A 21,588-nucleotide genomic window follows, 5' to 3' on the forward strand; every position below is an offset into this window, starting at 1 on the left:
ACGAATCTCAAGTATGAAAGACATCGATGTGGGGGACGCAATGGAGCAGTCATCAGCACTAACCGAGGTGGTGTCCATCAAGGGCATCATCCAGGACCAGCACCCCGTGGACTTCTACGCATTGGGCGTCGCAGGATGCATCGACCGGCTCGCTGCACCGCTCCGCCTCAACGGAGTGAAGGTGCAATGGCACACCCCGCATCACGGCATCGAAATCTCATCCTCAGCCGCCGCGCTCCTGTATCACGTGGCGCAGGAGACCTTCAGCAACACCCTCAACTACGCCAACGCGAGCGAGCTCACTGTGCGCCTCAACGCCGTCTACCACGGCATCCAGCTCACCATCACGGACGACGGCAGCGGTTTTGAAATCCACGCCGCGCCCAGTGGCCGGCGGCACGGGTTTGGGCTGTTGCTGATGTCCATCGCAGTGCACGACGCCGGCGGGACAGTCGACATCGACTCTGCAGTCGGGCGGGGCACCAGCGTGAGGGTGACACTACCGCTGGATTGAGTCCGATTTGGGACCTGATTTGGGCTCCCAAGCATGGCCCAAGCGCGTTGCCGGACGTATTCTGTAGCTACTTTTCAGCCTGACATCCCGACGGAATGGCACGAAAATGGCGCAGAACAAGGGTCCCAAGCTCGGTCTCGGCAAGGTCCTCCTCAGGGTCTTCGGGTACTTCTTCATCAGCATTCTTTGCGGCGTGCTGATCTCCGGCCTGGTGGTGCCTGTCGTTGCTTTCACCAGCACCACTGTGGGCGGGTCGATCGGATTCTACGAGAGCCTGCCAAGCCAGCTGAACGTCGATTCGCCGTCGCTCTCCAGCACCGTGGTCACAGCGGACGGCCAGCACATCGCCACGTTTTACGCTGAGAACCGGGTAAAAGTTCCCCTTGATCAGATGTCTCCCTTCATCCGCGAGGCAATTGTCGCCATCGAAGACAACCGTTTCTATGACCATGCCGGTGTGGATGCGCAGGGCATTATCCGAGCGCTGAGCTCCAATCTGACCAAGGGAACCAGGCAAGGTGCCTCCACGCTGACACAGCAATACGTCACCAACGTGCTCAACGAATCGCGTCTGTCCGAGGGACGCCCTGAGGATGTGGTGCTCAGCGGCCAGAAGACCATGGGAGATAAGCTTCGCGAGGTCAAACTCGCACTGGAACTGGAGAAGCGGTTCAGCAAGGACCAGATCCTTGAGGGGTACCTGAATATTGTTTTCTTCAACCGGGACGCCTACGGCATTGAAGCGGCCTCCCGTTACTTCTTCAGCACGTCCGCAAAGGACCTGACCCTGCCGCAGGCCGCGCTCCTTGCCGGGCTGGTCAACGGGCCAAGCATCTACGACCCCACCGTTGACCCGGATGCGGCGTTGAACCGGCGCAACCTCGTCCTGGACCGGATGCTGGAGCAAGGCAAGATCACGGCGGTGGACCACGGTGTTGCGGTGGCCAGTCCTGTGGAGCTCAACATCACGCCTTCCTTGCAGGGTTGCGCGGGCGCGTCGATTGCCACCTACTTCTGCGACTATGTCTCCCACCTCATCCTCAATGACGAGACTTACGGTTCAACGGTCAATGAACGCGAGCGGTTGCTGTATCGCGGCGGACTCACCATCACCACCACTTTGGACAGCAGGCTCCAAGCCGCCGCGCAAGCTCAAGTGGACGCCTCCGCGGGCGACAATCCGGACAAGTGGGGCGCCGCCATGACGACTGTGCAGCCCGGCACCGGAAAGATCCTGGCGATGGCCCAGAACACGGTCTTCGTTCCACAAGAAGGAAAATACGATACCCAGCTGAACTTCAACGTGGATGCAAAGGACGGGAACGGCTACGACCTCAACGGCGCCGGAGGCTTCCAGCCAGGATCCACCATGAAGCCGTTCATCTATGCCGAGTGGCTCAACGAAGGCAAGAACCCAACCGCTGTCGTTGACGCTTCCCGCAGGGTTTACCCGGTAGGTTTCCCCTGGCGTTCCAGCTGCGGCAGGGTTTTGGGCGGTTACAGCAGCGCCCAGAAGGCCCAGAATCTCGGCGCAGACGATGACCTGCAGAACAACGATGCTGGCTACTACCGCCCGATGCCCATCAACTACGGCCTGTACAACTCCATCAACACCGCCACGTTCGCCACGGCCGCCCAGTTGGACTTCTGCGGCATCCAGAAAATGGTGGACACTGTCGGCCTGCACAGCGGGCTCGACAATGCTCCCGTGAACATGCACCAGATCGGCAACCTGCTGGGTTCCATCGGGGTTGCGCCGCTCGTCCTCGCGAGCGCCTACGCAACGTTCGCCAACGACGGGACCTACTGCGCACCCATCGCCATTACCGGGATCAGCGATGCCCAGGGCCGCCAGTTCGAAGCCCAGGCGCCCGAATGCCGTGAGGCCGTGAAACCGGCGGTGGCCAGGGGCGTCAATGCCGTTTTGCAGGACGTACTGAAGATGGGTTCCGGTGTGTGGATTGAGCCCAAGGTCCACACCAGGGTTCCCGTTGCCGCCAAGACCGGCACGTCCAACAACAACGGAGCCACGTGGGTGGCCGGCTACACCACCACCCTTGCAACGGCATCGTTCTTCGGGGATACGACGGCGGGGCAACAGCGTGCGGGACAAAACGTCACCATCAACGGCAGGTTCTACAAGTCCTTGGACGGTTACATGATCGCGGGCCCCCAGTGGGCGAACTACATGGTGGAAGCCACGGCCCTGTACCCGAGCGGGCCCTTCGCGGCGCCCGCTCCCCCGCCGGCGCCCGCGCCCGTCACCACGGTGCCCGCCGTCCCGCGCCTGACGGGACGGTAGCGCGAGCCCTGCGTTGCGCGGGGCCCACTCCACACGCAAATGGCTCAGGTAGACTTCGCGTGGGCCACGGCGGCCACATAATCCATGGGGGTAGACGGTGTATCGTTTCGGGACTTCTGTACGCGCTGGACTGTCTGTGACGATAGCTGTCAGTGCCGCACTTTTCGGATTCGCGGCACCAGCCTCAGCTGCCCTCCCGGTAACAGACGTAGCTACCGGCGATGGGCCCGAGCGTCTGGCAATCAATGAGGTGACCAACACGGTGTATGTTGCCAACCGCGGCGGCAACACCATCACGGTAATCGATGGAGCGAGCAACAACGCAAGCTCCATCACAGTAGGCGCCCATCCGTACGATGTTGCAGTCAACGAGGCCACCAACAAAATCTATGTTGCGAACTTCGGCGCAGACACTGTCTCAATAATTGATGGGATCACCGGTTCTGTCACGGCGGACATCGCTGTTGATGCGCCGTTGAGGCTAGCCGTCAACCCGAAGACCAACAAGATCTACGTATCGAACTACCAGAAGCCCTATGTCACAGTCATTGACGGCGGGACGGGGACCACCACCGTCATCCCAACGGCCGTGGGGCCGTCGAACATCGCGATCAACCAAGTGACCAACAAGATCTACGTAGCAAACTCCGGGGTTTCAAACGGCAAATCTGCCACCGTCATCGACGGAGCCACCAATATAGCTACTGATATCCCGATCCCCGGGAGCTACGCACCGGAGCTCATCGCAGTCAACCAGAAGACCAACAAGGTCTACGTGGCAGGTGGAGCCGGGCCCGTCGCCGTGATTGATGGGCAGACAAACGTTCCTTCCAACCTTGAGCAATACCGGATTGGCTTCGGCTTGGCGGTCAATGAGGTCACGAATAAGGCGTACGCCTCCATGGCCCATGTAGAGAGCCTCATGGTGGTTGGTGGCGAGGATGCCTTCTCGTACACAAAGCTTCCCACTTCCACCTATGCACTTGCCGTGGATGAGAAGCGGAACAAGATCTACGCGGCCGAGGCAAGCATGGGCGTGACCGTTGTGGACGGTGGAAGCGGCTACATCAGCCGTCTTGCCACCGGGGGATACTCGCCCACACAAATCGCGGTAAACGAAACTACCGGGCGGGTTTACGTCACCAACACGTACAGTGACAACGTCACGGTGATCGACGGCAACGACGCCGCGCCGTCCCTTACATCTGCACCTCCAGGCAAGGGCACGGTCGGCGTTCCGTACTCCCACACGTTCACAGCCACCGGCTCTCCTGAACCACGATTCACAGTTGCCGAAGGATCACTGCCCTTGGGCTTCAGACTGAACGATGAAACCGGCGAACTGACCGGCACACCTGAAGTTCCGGGGAACTACACTTTTCGCGTTTCTGCCGGCAACGGCATGACTCCGTCGGCAATATCGGACACGATTATGCTGCGCTTCGAGCGGGCAAAGAACGATTTCAACAGTGACCGGGCAGCGGACGTCCTGGTACGCAACGCCCGCGGTGAACTCAGCCTTTACACCGGTAACGGCAAGAGTGGATGGACCTGGGACTTCCGAACCGTTGGTTACGGCTGGAACGGCATGTCGGCCATGAACACCGGGGACTTCAATGCTGATGGCAATTCCGATGTCCTCGCAAGGGATACTTCGGGCACGCTGTGGATTTACCCGGGGGATGGAAAGGGCGGATGGGCGCCCCGGACCCAGGTTGGTCCCGGATGGAACGGCATGACAGCAGTTCTTGCCCCCGGTGACTTCAACCTGGACTCCAAGGAAGATCTCGTGGCCCGTGACTCGTCTGGAACCCTCTGGGAGTACAACCGCTCCTTTGACGGCACCTGGAGTGGCCCCTTCCAGATTGGTTCCGGTTGGAACAGCATGAATGCTATCGTGGCGCCAGGTGATTTCAACGGTGACAACTATCCCGACCTCTTGGGAAGGGACTCCTCCGGGAACCTCTGGCTCTACCCGAGGAAGGATGCCTACGGGTGGATGCCCCGGGTCCAGGTTGGCTCAGGATGGAACGGAATGACCACTATCCTCGGCGCCGGCGACTTCAACGGTGACGGCACCGCCGACGTTCACGCCATAGATGCTGCCGGCTCTCTATGGCTCTACCCAGGCAACGGGAAGGGTGGCTGGCTTCCGCGGGTACACCTCGGCACAGGCTGGAACTCGGTGACCGCTATCAGCTGACGTGCACGCCCACTCTTGAGTTGCTGGCCCGGGATCCGGGTGTAAGCCCCTCGGGGCTGGAGGCCACGGTGGCCCGGTTCAATTCCGACGCCGCCTTGGGCGTGGACACGGAGTTCGGCCGTGGCTCCACTCCTCAGGACCGTTTCCTCGGCGACGCCGGGAACACCCCCAATCCCTGCCTGGCACCTTTGCTGAGGGCACCGTTTTCGGCTGAAGTGGCCGCTCATCGGGAGACGCTGAACGCCCGGCGGCGCGACGTTATTGCTAGCGGGCGTAGCGCTCCGTGAAGTTCCTGAGCACGCGCATGGGCTCCGTCACGGACGACTGGCGTGCCGATTCTATGAGTTCATCGGCGGTGTGCGGGGGAAAGTAGCCGGAGTTCTTGTAGATGTTGATGCGGGTGATGAGACCGTCGGCATCCAATTCGGGGTGGAATTGCGTGGCGTAGAGGTTGTTCTTGATCCGGAACATATGCACGGGGCAGGCCGCCGAGCTGGCCAATAGCACGGCGTGTTCGGGTAGTTCGCTGCATGCTTCCTTGTGACCCACAAACGCCTCGAAGCTGTGCGGAACACCGCGAAGCATGGGGTCCCGCTCTCCCTCAGCAGTGAGCTTGATCTCCGTGGGCCCCACAGGTTCGCCAAAGCGACGATCGATCACAGCCCCCTGATGCACGCCAAGGGTCCCAACGCCGTAGCAGGCGCCCAGGAACGGGAAGTCCTCGGCCACAATCCGGTCCAGCAACGCCGAGAGCTCCGCTTCAACCCTTATCTGGGCTGCGCTCTTCTCCTCCACAGGATCGCTGGAGGTGTAAGGGCTGCCACCAACTATCACGCCTGAGTAGTCCAACAGATCCAGGGGCGGCAGCGGCCCGGATTCCAACCGAAGACGAACAAGCTCTTCCGGTTCCAGGCCGCAGTACCGGAGATAGGCCTGGTACTCGTCATCGGCTGCGGCGTCTTCAGCGCGGGTGGCCAGCAAAAGGAAGGGCTTCACAGGCCCAGTCTGCGCGAGGAATGCCTGACTGACAAAGTGTGTTGGAGCGAAGGGGGTTTCTGACAGAGACTCCCTCGCATCGCCGTGGCTGCATAACGTTGTAGGAACCCCCATGAAAAAATGACTCATCCTTGAGGAGCCACCTTTGAAGCAGGACCCTTTGGTCGTCGGTACGCAATCGCCCGAGGCGGCACCTGCTGCACCGCAACTCCCCAAGAAGATCCCGTGGGGTGGCCTTCTGGTCCTGGCTGCGGCCGGTTTCACCGCAGTGACAACCGAACTGCTCCCATCGGGACTGCTCCCCCAAATCAGCCGGGACCTCGGAGTGGACGAATCGGCGGTCGGTTCCCTGACTGCGGTGTACGCAGCAATCATCGTCTTCACCGCGCTGCCGTTGTCGCGCTTCCTCGCCGGAAGAGTGCCCCGGAAGACCCTGCTCATCGCTACCGTTCTGGCGTTTGCCCTCAGCAATGTCCTGCTCGCCCTGAGCCCCACCTTGGGTTGGGCGATTGGAGCCAGGCTCTTGGGCGGCATCGCCCACGGCATGCTGTGGTCCAGCATGGCGCCGTATGTGGCGCGCATCGTTCCCGCACACTCCGTGGGCAAGGCCATGGCCGTAGTCTTCAGCGGTAACAGCATCGCCCTGGCCGTCGGTGCTCCCATCGGAACGTTGATGGGTTCGCTCATGACCTGGCGGGCCTCGTTCCTGGTGCTCGCCGGGGTGGGTGCGCTCCTGGCAGTATTGGCCTTCTGGCTCCTCCCCGCCGCACACGATCCTGGCAACCAGAAGACCCCGTCGCTCCGCGCAGCCATGAAGCTGCCGGGGGTCATCGCCGTCGCCATCGCGTGGCCGCTTTTGCTGCTGGCCCACTTCACGCTCTTCACCTACGTTGCCCCATTCCTCCTCGCCTCCGGGCTGCCGGAATCCGCTACGAGCCTTTCCCTGTCAGTGGTGGGCATCGCCAGCCTGGTGGGAATCTGGATTGCCGGCATGACCGCGGATTCACGCCCGCGCTCCTCGGTGATTGCCGCCGTCGGACTCTTGACGCTTGCTTTCGCACTGCTGCCCGCGTTGGGCGGCACCTGGGTGGGCGCGTTCGGACTGATGACACTCTGGGGTATCGCATTCGGAGCGGTCGGCATCTACAACCAGGCGGCCATTCTCCGTGCCGGCGGTGAACATAAGGATGCCGCCAACGGCCTCACCGTGGTGACCATCCAACTGGGTATCGCCGTCGGGGCTGTGTACGGGGCCTTCGCCCTGACCACGGCGGGTGCCCAATGGGTGCCGTTGGCGGCCGCGATTCCCACTGCGATTGCCTTGGTGATCATCATCGCCAGCCGTCGCGGCGGCTATCCTGCCGGGGGTCGCGAGAAACGCCGTTAACATTCCCGAAACACGCTAGTGACGTGATCTTCACGAATCCGGGATTTCTGTAACTTACCTGCAACTTAGCTCTTCTGAGTCGGAAACATAGCTCACCGAATATTGATCGGGGGGCTAGCAAGGGCCGTGCAACAACGGCCCCGTTTCGGACACGCTTGAAGGGAACGCAGGTGGAGATCTCTGCGCAACACGTCTGGCTGATGTTGTCATCGGCAATGGTGCTATTCATGACCCCGGGCCTCGGCTTGTTCTACGGCGGCATGACCCGCGCCAAGGCAGCGCTCAACATGATCATGATGAGCTTCATCTCGGCGGGCATCGTGGGTGTCGTCTGGGTCCTGTGGGGCTACTCCATGACCACCGGCGACGGTTTCCTCGGCTTGTTCGGCAACCCGTTCGCGCACTTCGGGCTCCAGGACCTCATGGGCTCACCTGACCTCATCAAGGCAGGCTTCGCAGCAACGTTCGCCATCATCACCGTTGCCCTGATCAGCGGTGCGATCGCCGACCGCGCCAAGTTCGGCGCATGGGCACTGTTCGTGCCGATCTGGGTCACGGTGGTCTACTGCCCGCTGGCGTACATGATCTGGGGCGGTGGCCTGATGAGTGCAGGCGGCGCCCTCACTGAAATCTTCGGCCAGGTCATCGACTTCGCCGGTGGCGCAGTGGTTGAGGTCAGCTCCGGAACCGCCGCTTTCGTCCTCGCTTTGATCGTGGGAAAGCGTCACGGATTCGCCAAAGACCCCAACCACCGCCCGCACAACGTCCCGTTCATCATGATCGGCGCAGCCATTCTCTGGTTCGGCTGGTTCGGCTTCAACGGCGGTGCTGCCACCACGGTGGAGCAGGCAGGCCTCATCTGGGTCAACACCCTGGTCACCCCGGCCGCGGCTATGCTGAGCTGGCTCGTCGTAGAGAAGATCCGGCACGGACACCCGACTTCCCTTGGTGCGGCGTCCGGCGTAGTGGCCGGCCTCGTGGCGATCACCCCGTCCTGCGCCAACATCAGCCCGCTTGCCGCCCTGGGCTTGGGCCTCGTGGCCGGCGCCGCTTGCGCAGTGTTCGTTGACCTGAAATACAAGTTCGGCTTCGACGATTCCCTGGATGTTGTGGGCGTGCACTTCGGGGCCGGTGTCATAGGTACGTTGTCCTTGGGCTTCATCGCCCTGCCTGTGGACGGCGTTGGCGGCGGCCTCCTTTACGGTGGCGGTCCCCAGCAGCTCATTGCACAGACCATGGCCGTCCTGATCACCATTGCCCTCTCCGGCTTGGGCACCCTGGTCATCGGCCGGGCCATCCACAAGACCATCGGATTCCGCGTGGCCCACGAGCACGAAGTCACCGGTGTGGATCTCACCCAGCATGCCGAGTCCGCCTACGAGTTCGGCCTCACCGCGCACGGCCACTTCCGCCAGCAGCAGGCGCACCTGTACTCGATGCTGAGGCGGAAGCCAGAGCCCGTCTCCGAAGATACCCAGCCGAACGCCAAGGAAGACAGCTTCGCCTAACGGCACCATCAACAAACAGCAGCCGACGGCGGAACGTCAGTCCCGCCGTCGGCTGCTGTTGTGCGCCACCACCCAACTGGGTTAGCCGGAGCCGTTCCAAAGTCGCTGCCACCATGTTCGCTTGGTGTCCGGCGCGGGTTCGGGCTCAAGAGGAGCCACGGCTGCCCGGCGCTCACGCCAACGTTCCAGTTCACCGTCCACATCGCGGAGATTGGTGATCACCGGAGGGCCTCCCTGCAATTGCCGCCGTGCCTCGATCACGCGTTTGTTGAAATCCTCAAGAATGTCCCGGACCTGTTTGTCCGTGTACTGCTGGTCCAGCTTCGCGTCGAGTTCGGAGTCCTCGATCCGCAGCAAAATGGCCGGAGGGCCGATGCCGCTGAGCCGTTCGCGCTGGATGAGGCCTTTGACCCACCAGTCGGGATCGTAGTGCTCCCCCAGCCCTGGGATGGGTTTTCCCGCGTACTTGAGGTTGTCGAATTTGCCTTGCTGCATGGCGTCGCGGATCAGGTATTCAGCGCGGGCAGCGTCGTCCACCTTCCGGCGCTTGTCACGTTCCTCGGCATCCGCAGCTTCGAGCTCTGCGTCCTCCTGGGCACTGCCACCCCATCCACGCACTGCCCTTAGTTCCGCGCCACGCTCAAGCTTTCGCCTGAAGGCGTTGTTCCCGGCATTCACGTTCAGCCACCTCCCCGCCCGACAGCCCTCGCCTGCCGGACATCATGGATCTGGGTACAGTATTCCGCACGTTGGCGCCCGTTAGCATAGGGCGATGGAGTCCTTCACATGGTCCAAAGCCACCAACGAGTCCACAGAGACCAAGGTAGCCGTGCTCCTGCCGGGATCGGGGTACCCGGTTGAGGGCCCGGTCCTTTTCTGGGTTGGCGAAATGCTCGCGGCGTTGGGTTGGCATGTCCAAGCGGTCAGGTGGACTGCCGATGACGAGCCCGGAGTTGCCCCGCATGCTTTCGTGGCGCGGGCGGCGGAGCAGGCTTTTGCCGCCGCCCCCGCAGCAAGCCAGCGGTTGGTGGTTGCAAAGTCCTTCGGGACCTTGGCGATTCCTTGGGCCGAGGAAACACAGACGGCAGGTGTCTGGCTCACGCCGCTGCTGACAGACACGACTGTCCGGCAGACAATCAGCCACACGGACAAGGCCGACCTTTTCATCGGCGGATCCGAGGACAAACTCTGGGATGGTGGTCGAAAGTCGGAAACTACGGGGACGTTCGTGGAAATCCCGGGCGCAGACCATTCCCTCCAGATCCCGAATGACTGGCGGGCTTCGCAGGCGGCCCAAGCAAACGTGTTCGCGAAGATCGAGGAGTTTGTTAAGGGCCTACCGGACGCCGGCGCCTGAGCCCGTACCGCCACCACCCACTTTGAAGGCGAACCAGCCCCGACGCGCCGTCAGAGTGGCGTGTCGGGGCCTGTCCATAGCTCAAAGTTGGTGGTGGCGCACCGCAACCACAGGGTCTAACGGACAGCCATGCTCGGATCCAGCTGCTCGATTCCCTCAGGCGTCACCAGCACCACCCGGGCGGTGCAGATGTCATAGAACAACCCCGTGGCCTGCACGTGACCGGAAGCCAGGGCTGGACCGGTGACAGGGTGCTCCTCCAATTTGCGGAGCTGCAGAGCAATGTTCACCATGCTCAGTTGGTCGAGCCGGCTGTAGCCGTCGGCGTCGGTAGCGCGGGCAACAGGGTGGCCGGCGAGCAACGCCGAGTAGCTGGGACGCGCATGCTCCAGCCAGGAATCGAATCCCGCGCCCAGGGCAGGTGCAGAACCCTCAGCATCAGCAATGACGGCTTTCATCGCACCGCAATTGGAGTGCCCGCAGATCACGATCGAGTCCACGGACAACGCTTTGACTGCGAAGGACAGCGTTGAATCAATGGAGGCATCCCGGCCGTCGCTGCACACCACGTTGCCAATGTTGCGGAGCGTCAGGAGGTCACCCGGTCCGCTGCTGGTGATCAGGTTGGGGTTGACCCGTGAGTCGACGCAGGCAACAAACAGCGTGTCAGGGTTCTGTCCCTCGGTGAGGTCCTGAACCAGTGGCCTGACCTTGTCCGCGTGGCGACGGTGGTACTTGTCGATGCCCAGGAGGACTGACCGCAGCGGCAGCCGCCCGCCGTCGTCGTCCCCTGCCGGGGTGACCGCCTCAGCAGGCAGCCAGGACGTGCGCGGCGGCAGCGGGAATTCACGCGGATCCTGCCGCTGGGGAGTGTTGTCCTCAGCATCGGTGAAGGCGGTGGTTCCGTGTTCCTCCAGCACCACCGAGGCGCCGGTGTTGCGGTGCTGCTTCTGCCAGGCCACCAGCGCTTCGCGGAAGGCGTGGTCCAGGTAATCGGCGTTGAGTTCCACCACGGCGTCCTGGCCTTCGGGTATGGAATGGAGGACGCGGTTGAGCCGGGGCAGGGCGAAGAAGCTGCACGATCCGGCGATGGTGACGCGCCACGGCAGGGTCGAACCGGCGGGCGCGTGGGCATTGATCTGCGCCCGGAGAACGCGCCACAGCACACACAGGGCGGCGAGGGCCAGGCCGATCATGACGCCTTCGAGCAGGTTGAGGACCACGACGCACACCAGGGTGACGCTGTAAACCAGGAGCTCGCCGGTGCGGAGGCTGGTACGGATGTCGGCGACTTTGATGAGCTTCGCGCCGATGACCAGCAGGAGGCCGGCCAGCACGGACAGCGGAATGAGTTGGATGAGCCCGGCGAACAGGGCGGAGAAGACGAGGACCCAGACGCCGTGCAGGATGGCGGAGGTGCGGCTCGCGGCCCCGGCTTCAACATTGGTGGCGCTGCGGACGATCACGCCGGTCACCGGGAGGCCACCGAGCATGCCCGAGACAACGTTGGCGGAGCCTTGGCCCACCAGTTCGCGGTTGAGGTTGGTGCGCGCGCCGCCGTGCATTTTGTCGACGGCGACCGCTGACAGGAGCGATTCGATGCTCGCGATCAGGGCCACGGTAATGACGGCCATGCCCGCTGCGCGCCAGTTGCCGTCGGGCAGGCTTGGCAGTGCGATGGCGTCGAAGATGGAGCCGCTGAAACTGATGCGCTCAACGTTTGGAGCCACCGCCACGGACAGGGCAGTGACGGCGACGACGGCGGCCAGCGGGCCAGGCACTTTTCGCACCGCTGCCGGCAAGTACTTCCAGGCCATCAAGATGGCAACAACGGCAAGCCCCAGCAACGCCGAGTGCAGCTCCACGTTGGTGATGGCCGCTGGCAGGGCCGTTAGGTTTTCGACGGCGGACCCAGCAGCTTGGCCGCCGAGCAGCACGTGGAGTTGCTGCAGGATGATGGTGATGCCGATGCCGGCGAGCATCGCCTTGACCACCACGGGCGACACTGCCAGCGCGGCCCTGCCAATACGGCTGACACCCATGAGTAACTGCACGACGCCGGCGCCGACCGTGATGGCGCATGTCACCGCCCAGCCGAATTCGTCCACGAGACCGGCAACGACGACGGTCAGGCCGGCTGCGGGGCCGCTCACCTGCAGTGGGGAACCACCAAGGCTGCCTGCGACGATGCCGCCGACCGCTGCGGCGATGAGCCCGGCCATGACGGGGGCTCCGGAGGCGGCGGCAATGCCCAGGGAAAGAGGGAGTGCGACGAGGAAGACTACGAGGGATGCGGGAAGGTCCGCTCCGAGGTTGCTGAGGAAGCTTGGCTTGGCTGCAACATTGCCCGGGTTCTTTCCCGGCGGGCTGTGGGAGTCAGTGGGGACGGTTGCGGAATCGTTGGGCTGCGGCATGGTGATCCTTGAGCTTGGGAATGCTGACCCTTCCAAGCTACGGAACTTGTCACCGTTAATGACAACAAGATGTGACAAGCGTGACAAAAGCTGTGAAGATGCGCTTCATGTTGGGACCCACGGGAACTTTCGTGGGGGTGGAGCGCGTTGGGGCGTTCCGGGTCGTGAGCCAGGCTGACGACGGCGGGCACCTCCCGCCGTCGTTCATTTGCCTTCCGCACGCATAACCTAAGGTTACTTAGTTTAGGCTTGGCATCATGAGCAACACCGAATCCCAGTCCGTACGCATCAGTTCCGAGCCCGTTCAACTGCAGGCGCTCGAGCCCATGCTGGAAAAGGTGCGGGAAGCCGTGGGCGATGTCCCTGCACTGCTTGCCATCGCCAAGGAAATCGGGCTGACGGCCCCGAAGCCCGGCGAGGGAAACACCGCCAAGCTCTGGGAGCTCCTGGCATCAGTCACAGGCGTGGACGTGGCGGCCGGGCGGGTGCTTGAGCCTCACTTGGATGCCGTGGCGATTCTGGAGCAGGCCGGAAATCACAACCAGCCGGAGGGCGCCTGGGGTGTCTTCGCCGCCGAAGGCCCCGGCCTGAAGCTCGAGGCAAAACGCGACAACGCCGGGAATTACGTCCTCAACGGATCCAAACCGTGGTGCTCGCTCGCCGCCCAACTGGACGGTGCCGTGATCACAGCGCACACCGAGGACAACAACCGGGCCGCCTTCGCCGTGCACCTCAAAGACCCCGGAGTGTCCTGCGAAACACCGCCGTGGACCAGCCGCGGCCTCCAGGAAATTCCCAGCGGCACCGTCCACTTCGACCAAGTCCCCGCAACCCCTATTGGCGGAGAGAACTGGTATTTCAAGCGACCCGGCTTCGCGTGGGGAGGCATGGCCGTGGCCGCGTGCTGGCTGGGCGGAGCTGTCGCCGTGGCCCGTGACTTCAAGACCGCGCTGGCGAAGGGCGCCGACAACGGCAGGGAACCGGATCAAATCGCCCTCGCCTCCCTTGGCGAGGTGGACAGGATCATCACGTCCGTCACCGGGTACCTGGCCCAAGCGGCAGAGCGAATCGACGCCGGCGAACTGGACAGCGGCGCTGACACCAACGGCCCCAGCGCCTGGAGCGAAGCCCTGCGCATCCGCGGAACGGTAGCCGCCGCCGTCGAGCGTGTCCAAACAGTGGTGACGCAAAACCTCGGCCCCGCGCCGCTGGCGTTCAACGAAACGTACGGCAAGCGTATGGCAGACCTGTCCCTGTACATCCGGCAGCATCACGCCATGCGCGACGACGCCCAGCTGGGCGGGCTGACACTCAAGGGAGACCGGACATGGTGACGTTCTCGCACGCAGACACTGGTACGTCCGAGCAGCAATGGGCCGCGGCCGGGGTTGCTGCCCTCCCCGAATTACCGCTCGATACAGCCGAACTCGCGGCCCTGACCTTCGTGGTGGTGGCCGCGCATCCAGACGACGAAACGCTCGGCGCCGGCGGCTTTCTGGCCAGACTGCACGCGGCCGGGGCCGCGATCGAACTGGTCCTCTGCACCGCAGGCGAGGCATCGCATCCGGACTCGCAAACCACGACGCCGGAACAGCTTGCCGCTGTCAGGCTCACTGAATTCGACACGGCGGTGTCCGGGCTGGCACCCAGGGCGACCTGGCGGTTTCTGGAACTCCCGGATGGGCAATTGGCAGCAAACGCAGACCGCATAGAAGCGGCAGTTCGGGAGAACACCGCTGGGATACAGCCCGAAAACGTGGTCATCGTGGCCCCCTTTCGCGCCGACGGCCATACGGACCACGACACCCTTGGGACGGTCGCCGCGGACCTCGCAGCACAAGAAGGCTACGGACTTCTGGAATACCCCATTTGGTACTGGTTGTGGGCAGGAACTGGGGACACCGCCTGGAATGGTTGGGTACGCGTGCCCCTGAGCCAGGAAGAACAGCAAGCCAAGGCCAAAGCGATGCGCGCCCACGCCTCGCAAACGGAACCGCTGTCAGGGCGACCGGGCGATGAGACGCTGCTTTCCGGGACGTTCCTGGAGCACTTCGAACGGCCATGGGAAACGTTCGCCTGGCACCCCTCCCAGGCCGGCAACAACAGCGCCGCGGACGCCGAGCGGATCTTCGACGAGGTCCACCGCCGCGAAGAGGACCCTTGGAGCTACACCACCAGCTGGTACGAGCGCCGCAAACGGGCACTGACCCTGGCTGCCTTGCCCCGTGAAAGCTACGAGTCCGGATTGGAACTGGGCTGCTCCATCGGCACCCTCAGCGAAGAACTCGCCCGGCGTTGCCGGACATTCCTGGGAGTGGACGCCAGCAGTGCAGCCTTGGCCCAGGCAGCGGAGCGCCTCGCGACGTACCCGACAGCGGAGGTCAAACACCTGATTATGCCCCAGGAGTGGCCGGAGGGCTCGTTTGATCTGGTGGTCCTGTCAGAGACCGGCTACTACTTGTCACCGGAAGAACTCACCGAGCTCCTGGCTCGGATCCAGGCCTCCACCACGCCCGGCGGAACACTGCTTCTGTGCCATTGGCGGCATCCGATTTCCGGCTGGGAGTTGGACGCCGAGTCGGTGCATGCCATGGCCCGCACCCACCTCGGCTGGCCAACCCACGGGCTCTATCAGGAGAAGGACTTCATGCTGGAAGTCTTCACAGCACCGGACACTTCGCCATGACGGACCTTCAAACCATTACCAGCGTCATTGTGGTGATCCCGGCCCACAACGAGGACCGGCATATCGGCAAGGCCCTCGCGGCACTCAAGACAGCAGCGGACGCCTTGCAGCGGGAGCGACCGGGAACCAGCGTTTCCATCGTCGTGGTCCTGGACTGCTGCACGGACCGCTCCGCTGACATTACGGCAGCGTACGTTTCCGCCGACCCCCGTTTCGGCGCCGTGGACGTGAAAATGCGGAGTACCGGTGCCAGCCGCGACGCCGGCATCCGGGCCGCCTTGGACCGCATGCCCGGAGACGGAACAGCGACCACCTGGTTGGCGACCACCGATGCCGACTCCGCGGTCCCGGAACACTGGCTGGTGCGGCAAGTGGAGCTGGCCAACGCAGGAGCCGACGCCATCCTCGGCTCGGTTGAACCAGACCCCGACGACGTAGATCCGGCAGTACTGAGGCGCTGGCTGGAGCTACACCCGTTCCGCGAGGACCACCCCCACATCTATGGAGCCAACCTGGGCATCAGGGCTTCGGCGTATCTCGCGGCGGGCGGGTTCCCGAAGGTGCGGGCCCACGAAGACCGGGTCCTTGTGGAACAGCTCCGCGGCCAAAGATTCGTGGTCACCGCGACGGACACTACCAGGGTGGTGACCTCCGGGCGGATGCAGGCCCGCGCGCCGGAGGGTTTCGCGGCCTACCTTCGCACCTTGGGCGCGGAACTTCCGGCTGCGACGGGCTAAGTGTCCAATCACTGAAGGGGTAATGACCCGCCCGCTCAACTGCGGTCAGTCGAGCAGCGCTACGCCGAACTCAGCGACGACGGCCCGCAATTCCCTGAGGTAGTGCTGCGCTTGGTCGGTGAGCGGAATCGCTGCGTGGCCGATCCAGCCGATCTCGATGCGTTCGTCAACGTCGAGCGGGATGGCGACGATCTCCGGGTCGAGCTGCCCGCTGATGATGCCCGTCGAGATCGTGTAGCCGTGGAGCCCGATCATGAGGTTGAAGATCGTGGCACGGTCAGAGACCCGGATCTCCTGCTTACTGGACATGGTGGAGAGAATCTCCTCCGCGAAGTAAAAAGAGTTGTTCGCACCTTGATCGAAGGTTAGCCGCGGCAAGCCGGCGAGATCATCGAGGGTCGCACGCTCTTTTAAGGCGAGCGGGTTGTTTCGTGAAATGAAAATGTGCGGATCGGCGAGGAAAAGCGGAGTGAACGCGAGTCCGGATTCCCGGAGCAGCTTGTCGATGATCTTCCGGTTGAAATCGTTCCGGTAGAGGATGCCGATCTCGCTGCGCAGCGTTCGGACATCCTCGATGATGTCCCAGGTGCGGGACTCACGCAGCGAGAACTCGTATTCGGCCACATCAGAGGCCTTGACCATCCGGACGAAGGCGTCCACCGCGAACGAGTAGTGCTGCGTTGACACCCCGAGCAGGCGTCGCCTCGGTGGCCTGCCAAGGTAGCGCTGCTCGAGGAGAGCGAACTGCTCCACGACCTGCCTCGCGTAGCCGAGGAACTCTACCCCGTCGGCGGTGAGGGTTACCCCGCGGGCGGAGCGGACCAGGAGAGCACGGCCCACCCGGGCCTCAAGATCCTTCATCGCTGCGGACATTGTCGGCTGCGCAACGTAGAGAAGATCGGCAGCCGCGGAGATCGACCCCTCAGCGGCAACTTCAATAAAATAGCGGAGCTGCTGCAGGGTCAGTCCGCTCGAAAGCTGGGGCATAGGAAAAGTCTATATGAATGCATAGTAATGCCAAGTTACCCGATACCTTCGGGAAGGCTGCACCATGGATACATCACCTTCTGAAAGGCCGTCTCCGGCCCATCAACGGATTGGCAGCACATGGCAGACGACTTCACCTTCAGCATCAGCACGACCCGCTTCGACGAGGACTACTCCCCGTCGGAGGGCTCCCGGATCACGACGAATTTCGCCAACCTGGCGAGGGGCGAGCACCGCCAGGAGAACCTCCGCAACGCCTTGACCATGATTCGGCGCCGCTTCAACGATCTCGCAAGCTGGGACAACCCGGACCGGGACCGTTACACCCTCGAGCTTGAGATCGTTTCCGTGCAGATTGAGTTCACTGCGGAAGGTACGGATCAGCAGTTCCCGCTGTTCGAGGTTCTCGACATCCAGATCGTTGACCAGCTGAACGGGGTCCGCCACCAAGGGATCGTGGGGAACAACTTCTCCTCCTACGTCCGTGACTTCGACTTCAGCGTCGTGCTGCCAGCGGCAGCAGCGGAGTCAGGCAAACCCACCGTTCCCGGGGACTTCGGCGATCTTCACGGCAAACTGTTCCAGCAATTCCTCGATTCCCCGGCGTGCCAGGAACGCTTCCCGCAGCCGCCAGTGGTGTGCATCAGCGTCTCCACGAGCAAGACGTACCGGCGAACAGAGAACCGTCACCCGGTCCTGGGCGTCGAATACCAGCAGGACGAGTTCTCGCTGACGGACGCGTACTTCGCAAAGATGGGGCTGCAGGTCCGCTACTTCATGCCACGCGGCAGCGTAGCGCCGCTCGCCTTCTATTTCCGCGGCGACCTGCTCAACGACTACTCCAACCTCCAGCTCATCGGCACGATCAGCACCATGGAGACGTTCCAGAAGATCTACCGCCCGGAGGTCTACAACGCGAACTCCGCCGCCGCCGTCGTCTATCAGCCGAGCCTGGGAGAGCAGGATTACTCGCGGACCCAGATCGCCTACGACCGCGTCGAGCGCAGTCAGCTCGCGATCACTCAGGCGAAGTACACGGAGGAACACTTCATCACGCCCCACAAGGATCTATTGGACCAGTGGACCGCCAAATACCCCGCTCTCGTCAACTGACCCACGGAGAATCGTCAATCATGAACACACTTTTGCCCACCACCGTTGTCGGAAGCCTGCCGAAACCATCGTGGCTCGCACAGCCGGAAACTCTGTGGTCCCCGTGGAAGCTGGACGGAGATACGTTGATTGAGGGCAAGCAGGATGCGCTGCGCATTGCCATCCACGAGCAGAGCCGACGCGGCATCGACATCGTCAGCGACGGCGAGCAAACCCGCCAGCACTTCGTCACGACCTTCATCGAGCATCTCAGCGGGGTCGACTTTGAACAGCGCAAGACCGTGCGCATCCGCGATCGCTACGACGCAAGCGTGCCGACCGTCGTCGGAGCGGTGCGCCGTGAGCAGCCGGTATTCGTCGAAGACGCGAAGTTCCTCCGCGCAACCACAGATAGGCCGATCAAATGGACTCTTCCCGGTCCAATGACCATGGTGGACACGCTCTACGATGACCACTACAAGAGCCGCGAGAAGCTGGCCTGGGAGTTCGCTGCGATCCTGAACCAGGAAGCGAAAGAACTGGAGGCGGCCGGTGTGGACATCATCCAGTTCGACGAGCCCGCGTTCAATGTCTTCCTCGATGAGGTCAAGGACTGGGGCGTGGCTGCGCTTGAGAGAGCGGTAGAAGGGCTGCGTGTGGAGACAGCCGTGCATATCTGTTATGGCTACGGGATCAAGGCGAACACTGACTGGAAGGCGACGCTCGGCTCCCAGTGGCGGCAGTACGAGGAAACGTTCCCGCTGCTGCAGAGCTCCAGCATCGACATCATCTCGCTGGAATCCCAGAACTCCCACGTGCCCATGGACCTCATCGAGCTCCTCCGCGGCAAGAAAGTCATGCTCGGGGCAATCGACGTCGCAAGCGAGACCATCGAAACCCCGGAGGAAGTCGCTGACACCCTTCGCAAGGCCCTGCAGTTCGTCGATGCGGACAAGCTCATCCCCAGCTCCAACTGCGGCATGGCACCGTTCCCCCGGGACGTGGCACTGGCCAAACTGAGTGCCCTCAGCGCAGGGACGAGAATCGTTCGCGAGGAACTCGAGCGCTCCGCGCACAAGGTGTCCTAACGATGTTTCATGCCTATCCCACCGACACTTGGCTCGGGGCTCCGAAGAAAACCTTCCCGCAGTCCCTCTCGGCCGACGACTTCAAAGCACTGTTCCGTGGCCACCCGGGAGGTGTCGCCGTCATCACGGCGGATGCCGGCGAAGGACCGGTGGCTCTGACGGTGTCGTCGGTGGTTTCAGTGAGTGCGGAACCTCCGTTGCTGATTTTCTCGGTCTCGGCACTGTCCTCAGCGTCCGAGGTGCTTTCACGCGCCGAAACCGTCGTCGTGCACCTGCTGGACGCGCACGACGTCGACTTGGCGAAGTTTGGAGCGACCCCCGGCGCCGACCGCTTTGACCAGACGCACCGCTGGTCGACCCTTGAAACCGGCGAAGCGGTGTATGACGACGTCCGTGCCTGGGTGCGCTGCGCCGTCATCAATCGCATGGAGGTGGGGACCTCCACAATCATCGCCGTTCATGCCCTGGAGTCCCGCGTGATGCGTGACATCGAAGCGGGCGAACCCGGCGACGCCCTGGTCTACCACAACCGTTCATGGCACCGTCTGGGCGAGCATTCCAAGCATGGCGGCTGAGCGCCGCGCCAGCCATGCGATGCAGCAAGCCGAACGGGGCACGACGGCGGGAGGATACCTCCCGCCGTCGTCCTCGTTAACATTGGCGCGTCCATCGACTTCCTGAAGGGCCCGGATGCAACCCTGCTCTGCACGCATGCGACGCTTCGGTTCCCAACCCCGCACATTGGCCGCGGAACACATCCCTGCGACCGGCTAAGCCGCCAGAGCCCCTTCGACGGCGGCAATGGCGGCCTGCGTAATGGTTTCCCGCTCGCCGGATCCGTCCACGGTCAACAGAATCCCGCGCTTCGAATAAGCCGTCAGAACTGGCTGCGTCTCGTCCCGGTACAGCTCCAACCGACGCTGGATCACGGCTTCGGTGTCATCGCTGCGGCCTTGCTCTTGAGCACGGCGGAGCATACGCGCCAGCAGCTCGCTGTCCGAGGCCGTGAGCGCCAGGACCACTTCCAAGGGCTGCCCCCGAACCGCCAGCATCTCGTCCAGGGCTCCGATCTGAATCACCGTTCGCGGGTAGCCGTCCAGCAAAAACCCGTCGCCGGCATCGGCTTCTTCCATACGCTGCTTGAGCATGTCCGTGGTGACGTGGTCCGGCACGAACTCACCCCGATCCATATACTCGCCCGCCTCCAGGCCGAGATCCGTTTTGTCCCGGACGTGGGCGCGGAAAAGATCGCCTGTGGAAATAGCGGGGATCCCAAAATGCCTGGCGATGTGCTCCGCCTGAGTGCCTTTACCGGAACCCGGAGGGCCCATGATGATCAATCGCGCCATGACACTGGTCCGTTTCGAGAGGCAGCCGGGACTTAAACCATACGCCGACGACGGCGGGAGGCACCCGCCGTCGTCGGCTTCTTTTTGCTTTCGGTTCAGTCGTCAGACGTTGGCCGGTTCCGCAAGAACGGCATCGATCTGCTCCATCGCCTCACGCATTCCTTCGTCCATGCCCATCTCGGCCATCTTCTGCATCTGTTCCTCGGACTCGAAGCTGGAGGTGATGGTCATTCGCGTGCGGCTATCCACGGGCTCGAGCTTCACGACGGCGTGCGTGATGCCGAGGTCATCAACGGGCTCACCCTTCTCGTCAGCGAAGCCGTCGTCAAACTCCAGGTGGTCCGGGGCGTTGATGGCAGTGAACTCCCACCAACCGCGGGCTTTGGTACCGTCCGGGCCGGTCATGTAGTAGGCGGCCTTGCCCCCGGCAGTGAACTCGTGGGTTTCAAAAGTGGCGGGCCAGGTTGGCGGTCCCCACCAGCGTTCGAGCTGCCGGGGGTCCTCCCAGATCCTCCAGACGCGCGTCACCTCGGCATCGAATTCGGCCACGATGGTGAAGCTCAGGGCCTCAGCATCCTTGCTTAAGCTGACAACAGTCATGGCAGATCCCTTTCGTCATCTTCAGCGAGTATGTCCGCGATCCGGCTGGCCCGTTGCCGCCAGATTATTTCGAAGTGGTCCAACAGATGCCGGGCTTTTTGCAGTCCATCGTGATTCCCCCGCACAATCTGCTCCCTCCCACGCTTTTCCTTTGTCACCAGGGAGGCCCGTTCCAGGACCGCAACATGCTTCTGCACGGCCGCGAAACTCATGGCGTAGAGCGCAGCCAACCCGGAGACCGAGTACTCCCCTGCCGTCACCCTGGCCACGATGTCCCTGCGGGTGGCGTCGGACAATGCCTGGAACAGGCGGTCGAGTTCGAGGTCCCGTTCGGGTACTGGACTGAGCTGATCTACAACCATTTGGTT

Annotated in this window: 20 protein-coding genes; 13 read left to right on the forward strand and 7 right to left on the reverse strand. The window is 62.9% G+C overall.

Translation table 11 applies throughout. The features are described from left to right. Nucleotides 1-13: 13 nt before the first annotated feature. The 3 genes from J3D46_RS00060 to J3D46_RS00070 all read left to right on the forward strand — a co-directional run bounded on the left by J3D46_RS00060 (nucleotide 14) and on the right by J3D46_RS00070 (nucleotide 5,019). Complete coding sequence (locus J3D46_RS00060; RefSeq protein ID WP_253464356.1) at nucleotides 14-514, forward strand: sensor histidine kinase; 501 nt, start codon at nucleotides 14-16, stop codon at nucleotides 512-514. Nucleotides 515-620: 106 nt separating this feature from the next. Continuing rightward, nucleotides 621-2,816 carry a transglycosylase domain-containing protein gene (locus J3D46_RS00065; RefSeq protein WP_253464359.1) on the forward strand — a complete coding sequence of 732 codons (2,196 nt, stop codon included), beginning with the start codon at nucleotides 621-623 and terminating at the stop codon, nucleotides 2,814-2,816. A 136-nt stretch (nucleotides 2,817-2,952) separates the two neighbouring features. After that, entirely contained in the window at nucleotides 2,953-5,019 is a 2,067-nt protein-coding gene (locus J3D46_RS00070) for an FG-GAP-like repeat-containing protein (protein ID WP_253464362.1), read from the forward strand. A 264-nt stretch (nucleotides 5,020-5,283) separates the two neighbouring features. Here J3D46_RS00070 and J3D46_RS00080 read toward each other — a convergent pair whose 3' ends face one another. Continuing rightward, the gene (locus J3D46_RS00080) at nucleotides 5,284-6,015 is read right to left on the reverse strand and encodes a glutamine amidotransferase (RefSeq protein ID WP_253464369.1); all 732 of its coding nucleotides are present in this window, start codon (nucleotides 6,013-6,015) and stop codon (nucleotides 5,284-5,286) included. 160 nt (nucleotides 6,016-6,175) lie between these two features. On the opposite strand from J3D46_RS00080, the gene J3D46_RS00085 reads away from it, so the two are divergent. Together J3D46_RS00085 and J3D46_RS00090 are read left to right on the forward strand one after the other, a co-directional pair. Next, nucleotides 6,176-7,402: an MFS transporter gene (locus J3D46_RS00085; protein ID WP_231341610.1), complete on the forward strand. Its 1,227-nt coding sequence runs from the start codon at nucleotides 6,176-6,178 to the stop codon at nucleotides 7,400-7,402. Between the two features lie 170 nt (nucleotides 7,403-7,572). Beyond that, a complete protein-coding gene (locus J3D46_RS00090) occupies nucleotides 7,573-8,910 on the forward strand; it encodes an ammonium transporter (RefSeq protein WP_253464372.1) in 1,338 nt (445 codons plus the stop codon). 81 nt (nucleotides 8,911-8,991) lie between these two features. On the opposite strand, the gene J3D46_RS00095 is transcribed toward J3D46_RS00090, so the two are convergent. Next, nucleotides 8,992-9,588: a DUF1992 domain-containing protein gene (locus tag J3D46_RS00095; protein ID WP_253464375.1), complete on the reverse strand. Its 597-nt coding sequence runs from the start codon at nucleotides 9,586-9,588 to the stop codon at nucleotides 8,992-8,994. 94 nt (nucleotides 9,589-9,682) lie between these two features. Between J3D46_RS00095 and J3D46_RS00100 the strand changes: the two genes are divergently transcribed. After that, nucleotides 9,683-10,267: a hypothetical protein gene (locus J3D46_RS00100; protein ID WP_253464378.1), complete on the forward strand. Its 585-nt coding sequence runs from the start codon at nucleotides 9,683-9,685 to the stop codon at nucleotides 10,265-10,267. Nucleotides 10,268-10,383: 116 nt separating this feature from the next. On the opposite strand, the gene J3D46_RS00105 is transcribed toward J3D46_RS00100, so the two are convergent. Beyond that, a complete protein-coding gene (locus tag J3D46_RS00105; protein WP_253464381.1) occupies nucleotides 10,384-12,681 on the reverse strand; it encodes a bifunctional SulP family inorganic anion transporter/carbonic anhydrase in 2,298 nt (765 codons plus the stop codon). Between the two features lie 80 nt (nucleotides 12,682-12,761). Between J3D46_RS00105 and J3D46_RS00110 the strand changes: the two genes are divergently transcribed. From J3D46_RS00110 to J3D46_RS00125, 4 genes are read left to right on the forward strand one after another with little or no spacing between them, the layout of a single operon-like run. Next, nucleotides 12,762-12,908: a hypothetical protein gene (locus J3D46_RS00110; RefSeq protein WP_253464384.1), complete on the forward strand. Its 147-nt coding sequence runs from the start codon at nucleotides 12,762-12,764 to the stop codon at nucleotides 12,906-12,908. Between the two features lie 30 nt (nucleotides 12,909-12,938). Next, nucleotides 12,939-14,015, forward strand: a complete 1,077-nt coding sequence (locus J3D46_RS00115; RefSeq protein WP_253464387.1) for an acyl-CoA dehydrogenase family protein — start codon at nucleotides 12,939-12,941, stop codon at nucleotides 14,013-14,015. After that, on the forward strand, nucleotides 14,009-15,367 hold the full coding sequence (locus tag J3D46_RS00120) for a PIG-L family deacetylase (RefSeq protein ID WP_253464389.1): 1,359 nt from the start codon (nucleotides 14,009-14,011) through the stop codon (nucleotides 15,365-15,367). Before J3D46_RS00115 ends, J3D46_RS00120 begins: the two co-directional genes overlap by 7 nt. Continuing rightward, nucleotides 15,364-16,104, forward strand: a complete 741-nt coding sequence (locus J3D46_RS00125) for a glycosyltransferase family 2 protein (protein ID WP_231343271.1) — start codon at nucleotides 15,364-15,366, stop codon at nucleotides 16,102-16,104. Before J3D46_RS00120 ends, J3D46_RS00125 begins: the two co-directional genes overlap by 4 nt. 45 nt (nucleotides 16,105-16,149) lie before the next feature. Here the strand turns inward: J3D46_RS00125 and J3D46_RS00130 are convergent, their stop codons facing one another. Continuing rightward, on the reverse strand, nucleotides 16,150-17,091 hold the full coding sequence (locus J3D46_RS00130; RefSeq protein ID WP_231343272.1) for a LysR family transcriptional regulator: 942 nt from the start codon (nucleotides 17,089-17,091) through the stop codon (nucleotides 16,150-16,152). Between the two features lie 120 nt (nucleotides 17,092-17,211). Between J3D46_RS00130 and J3D46_RS00135 the strand changes: the two genes are divergently transcribed. The 3 genes from J3D46_RS00135 to J3D46_RS00145 are packed head-to-tail and all read left to right on the forward strand — an operon-like array spanning nucleotide 17,212 to nucleotide 19,846. Then, nucleotides 17,212-18,204 carry a DUF1852 domain-containing protein gene (locus J3D46_RS00135; protein WP_231343273.1) on the forward strand — a complete coding sequence of 331 codons (993 nt, stop codon included), beginning with the start codon at nucleotides 17,212-17,214 and terminating at the stop codon, nucleotides 18,202-18,204. Between the two features lie 20 nt (nucleotides 18,205-18,224). Next, nucleotides 18,225-19,271: a methionine synthase gene (locus J3D46_RS00140; protein WP_253464391.1), complete on the forward strand. Its 1,047-nt coding sequence runs from the start codon at nucleotides 18,225-18,227 to the stop codon at nucleotides 19,269-19,271. A gap of 2 nt (nucleotides 19,272-19,273) precedes the next feature. Next, entirely contained in the window at nucleotides 19,274-19,846 is a 573-nt protein-coding gene (locus J3D46_RS00145; RefSeq protein WP_253464394.1) for a flavin reductase family protein, read from the forward strand. 195 nt (nucleotides 19,847-20,041) lie between these two features. Here J3D46_RS00145 and J3D46_RS00150 read toward each other — a convergent pair whose 3' ends face one another. From J3D46_RS00150 to J3D46_RS00160, 3 genes are all read right to left on the reverse strand, one after another. Continuing rightward, nucleotides 20,042-20,620, reverse strand: a complete 579-nt coding sequence (locus J3D46_RS00150; protein WP_253464397.1) for an adenylate kinase — start codon at nucleotides 20,618-20,620, stop codon at nucleotides 20,042-20,044. Between the two features lie 102 nt (nucleotides 20,621-20,722). Continuing rightward, nucleotides 20,723-21,220, reverse strand: coding sequence for an SRPBCC domain-containing protein (locus J3D46_RS00155; protein WP_253464402.1), 498 nt, complete (start codon nucleotides 21,218-21,220; stop codon nucleotides 20,723-20,725). Further along, complete coding sequence (locus J3D46_RS00160; protein WP_231341970.1) at nucleotides 21,217-21,582, reverse strand: metalloregulator ArsR/SmtB family transcription factor; 366 nt, start codon at nucleotides 21,580-21,582, stop codon at nucleotides 21,217-21,219. The genes J3D46_RS00155 and J3D46_RS00160 overlap by 4 nt, the downstream gene beginning before the upstream one ends. Nucleotides 21,583-21,588: the final 6 nt, after the last annotated feature.

The organism is Paenarthrobacter sp. A20, from assembly GCF_024168825.1.
GTDB lineage: Bacteria > Actinomycetota > Actinomycetes > Actinomycetales > Micrococcaceae > Arthrobacter.

Coding starts and splice junctions, on each gene's coding strand:
- J3D46_RS00155 (WP_253464402.1), bottom strand. CDS start 21,220: ATGACTGTTGTCAGCTTAAGCAAGGATGCTGAGGCCCTGAGCTTCACC.
- J3D46_RS00115 (WP_253464387.1), top strand. CDS start 12,939: ATGAGCAACACCGAATCCCAGTCCGTACGCATCAGTTCCGAGCCCGTT.
- J3D46_RS00160 (WP_231341970.1), bottom strand. CDS start 21,582: ATGGTTGTAGATCAGCTCAGTCCAGTACCCGAACGGGACCTCGAACTC.
- J3D46_RS00120 (WP_253464389.1), top strand. CDS start 14,009: ATGGTGACGTTCTCGCACGCAGACACTGGTACGTCCGAGCAGCAATGG.
- J3D46_RS00065 (WP_253464359.1), top strand. CDS start 621: ATGGCGCAGAACAAGGGTCCCAAGCTCGGTCTCGGCAAGGTCCTCCTC.
- J3D46_RS00060 (WP_253464356.1), top strand. CDS start 14: ATGAAAGACATCGATGTGGGGGACGCAATGGAGCAGTCATCAGCACTA.
- J3D46_RS00130 (WP_231343272.1), bottom strand. CDS start 17,091: ATGCCCCAGCTTTCGAGCGGACTGACCCTGCAGCAGCTCCGCTATTTT.
- J3D46_RS00125 (WP_231343271.1), top strand. CDS start 15,364: ATGACGGACCTTCAAACCATTACCAGCGTCATTGTGGTGATCCCGGCC.
- J3D46_RS00140 (WP_253464391.1), top strand. CDS start 18,225: ATGAACACACTTTTGCCCACCACCGTTGTCGGAAGCCTGCCGAAACCA.
- J3D46_RS00100 (WP_253464378.1), top strand. CDS start 9,683: ATGGAGTCCTTCACATGGTCCAAAGCCACCAACGAGTCCACAGAGACC.
- J3D46_RS00135 (WP_231343273.1), top strand. CDS start 17,212: ATGGCAGACGACTTCACCTTCAGCATCAGCACGACCCGCTTCGACGAG.
- J3D46_RS00145 (WP_253464394.1), top strand. CDS start 19,274: ATGTTTCATGCCTATCCCACCGACACTTGGCTCGGGGCTCCGAAGAAA.
- J3D46_RS00150 (WP_253464397.1), bottom strand. CDS start 20,620: ATGGCGCGATTGATCATCATGGGCCCTCCGGGTTCCGGTAAAGGCACT.
- J3D46_RS00105 (WP_253464381.1), bottom strand. CDS start 12,681: ATGCCGCAGCCCAACGATTCCGCAACCGTCCCCACTGACTCCCACAGC.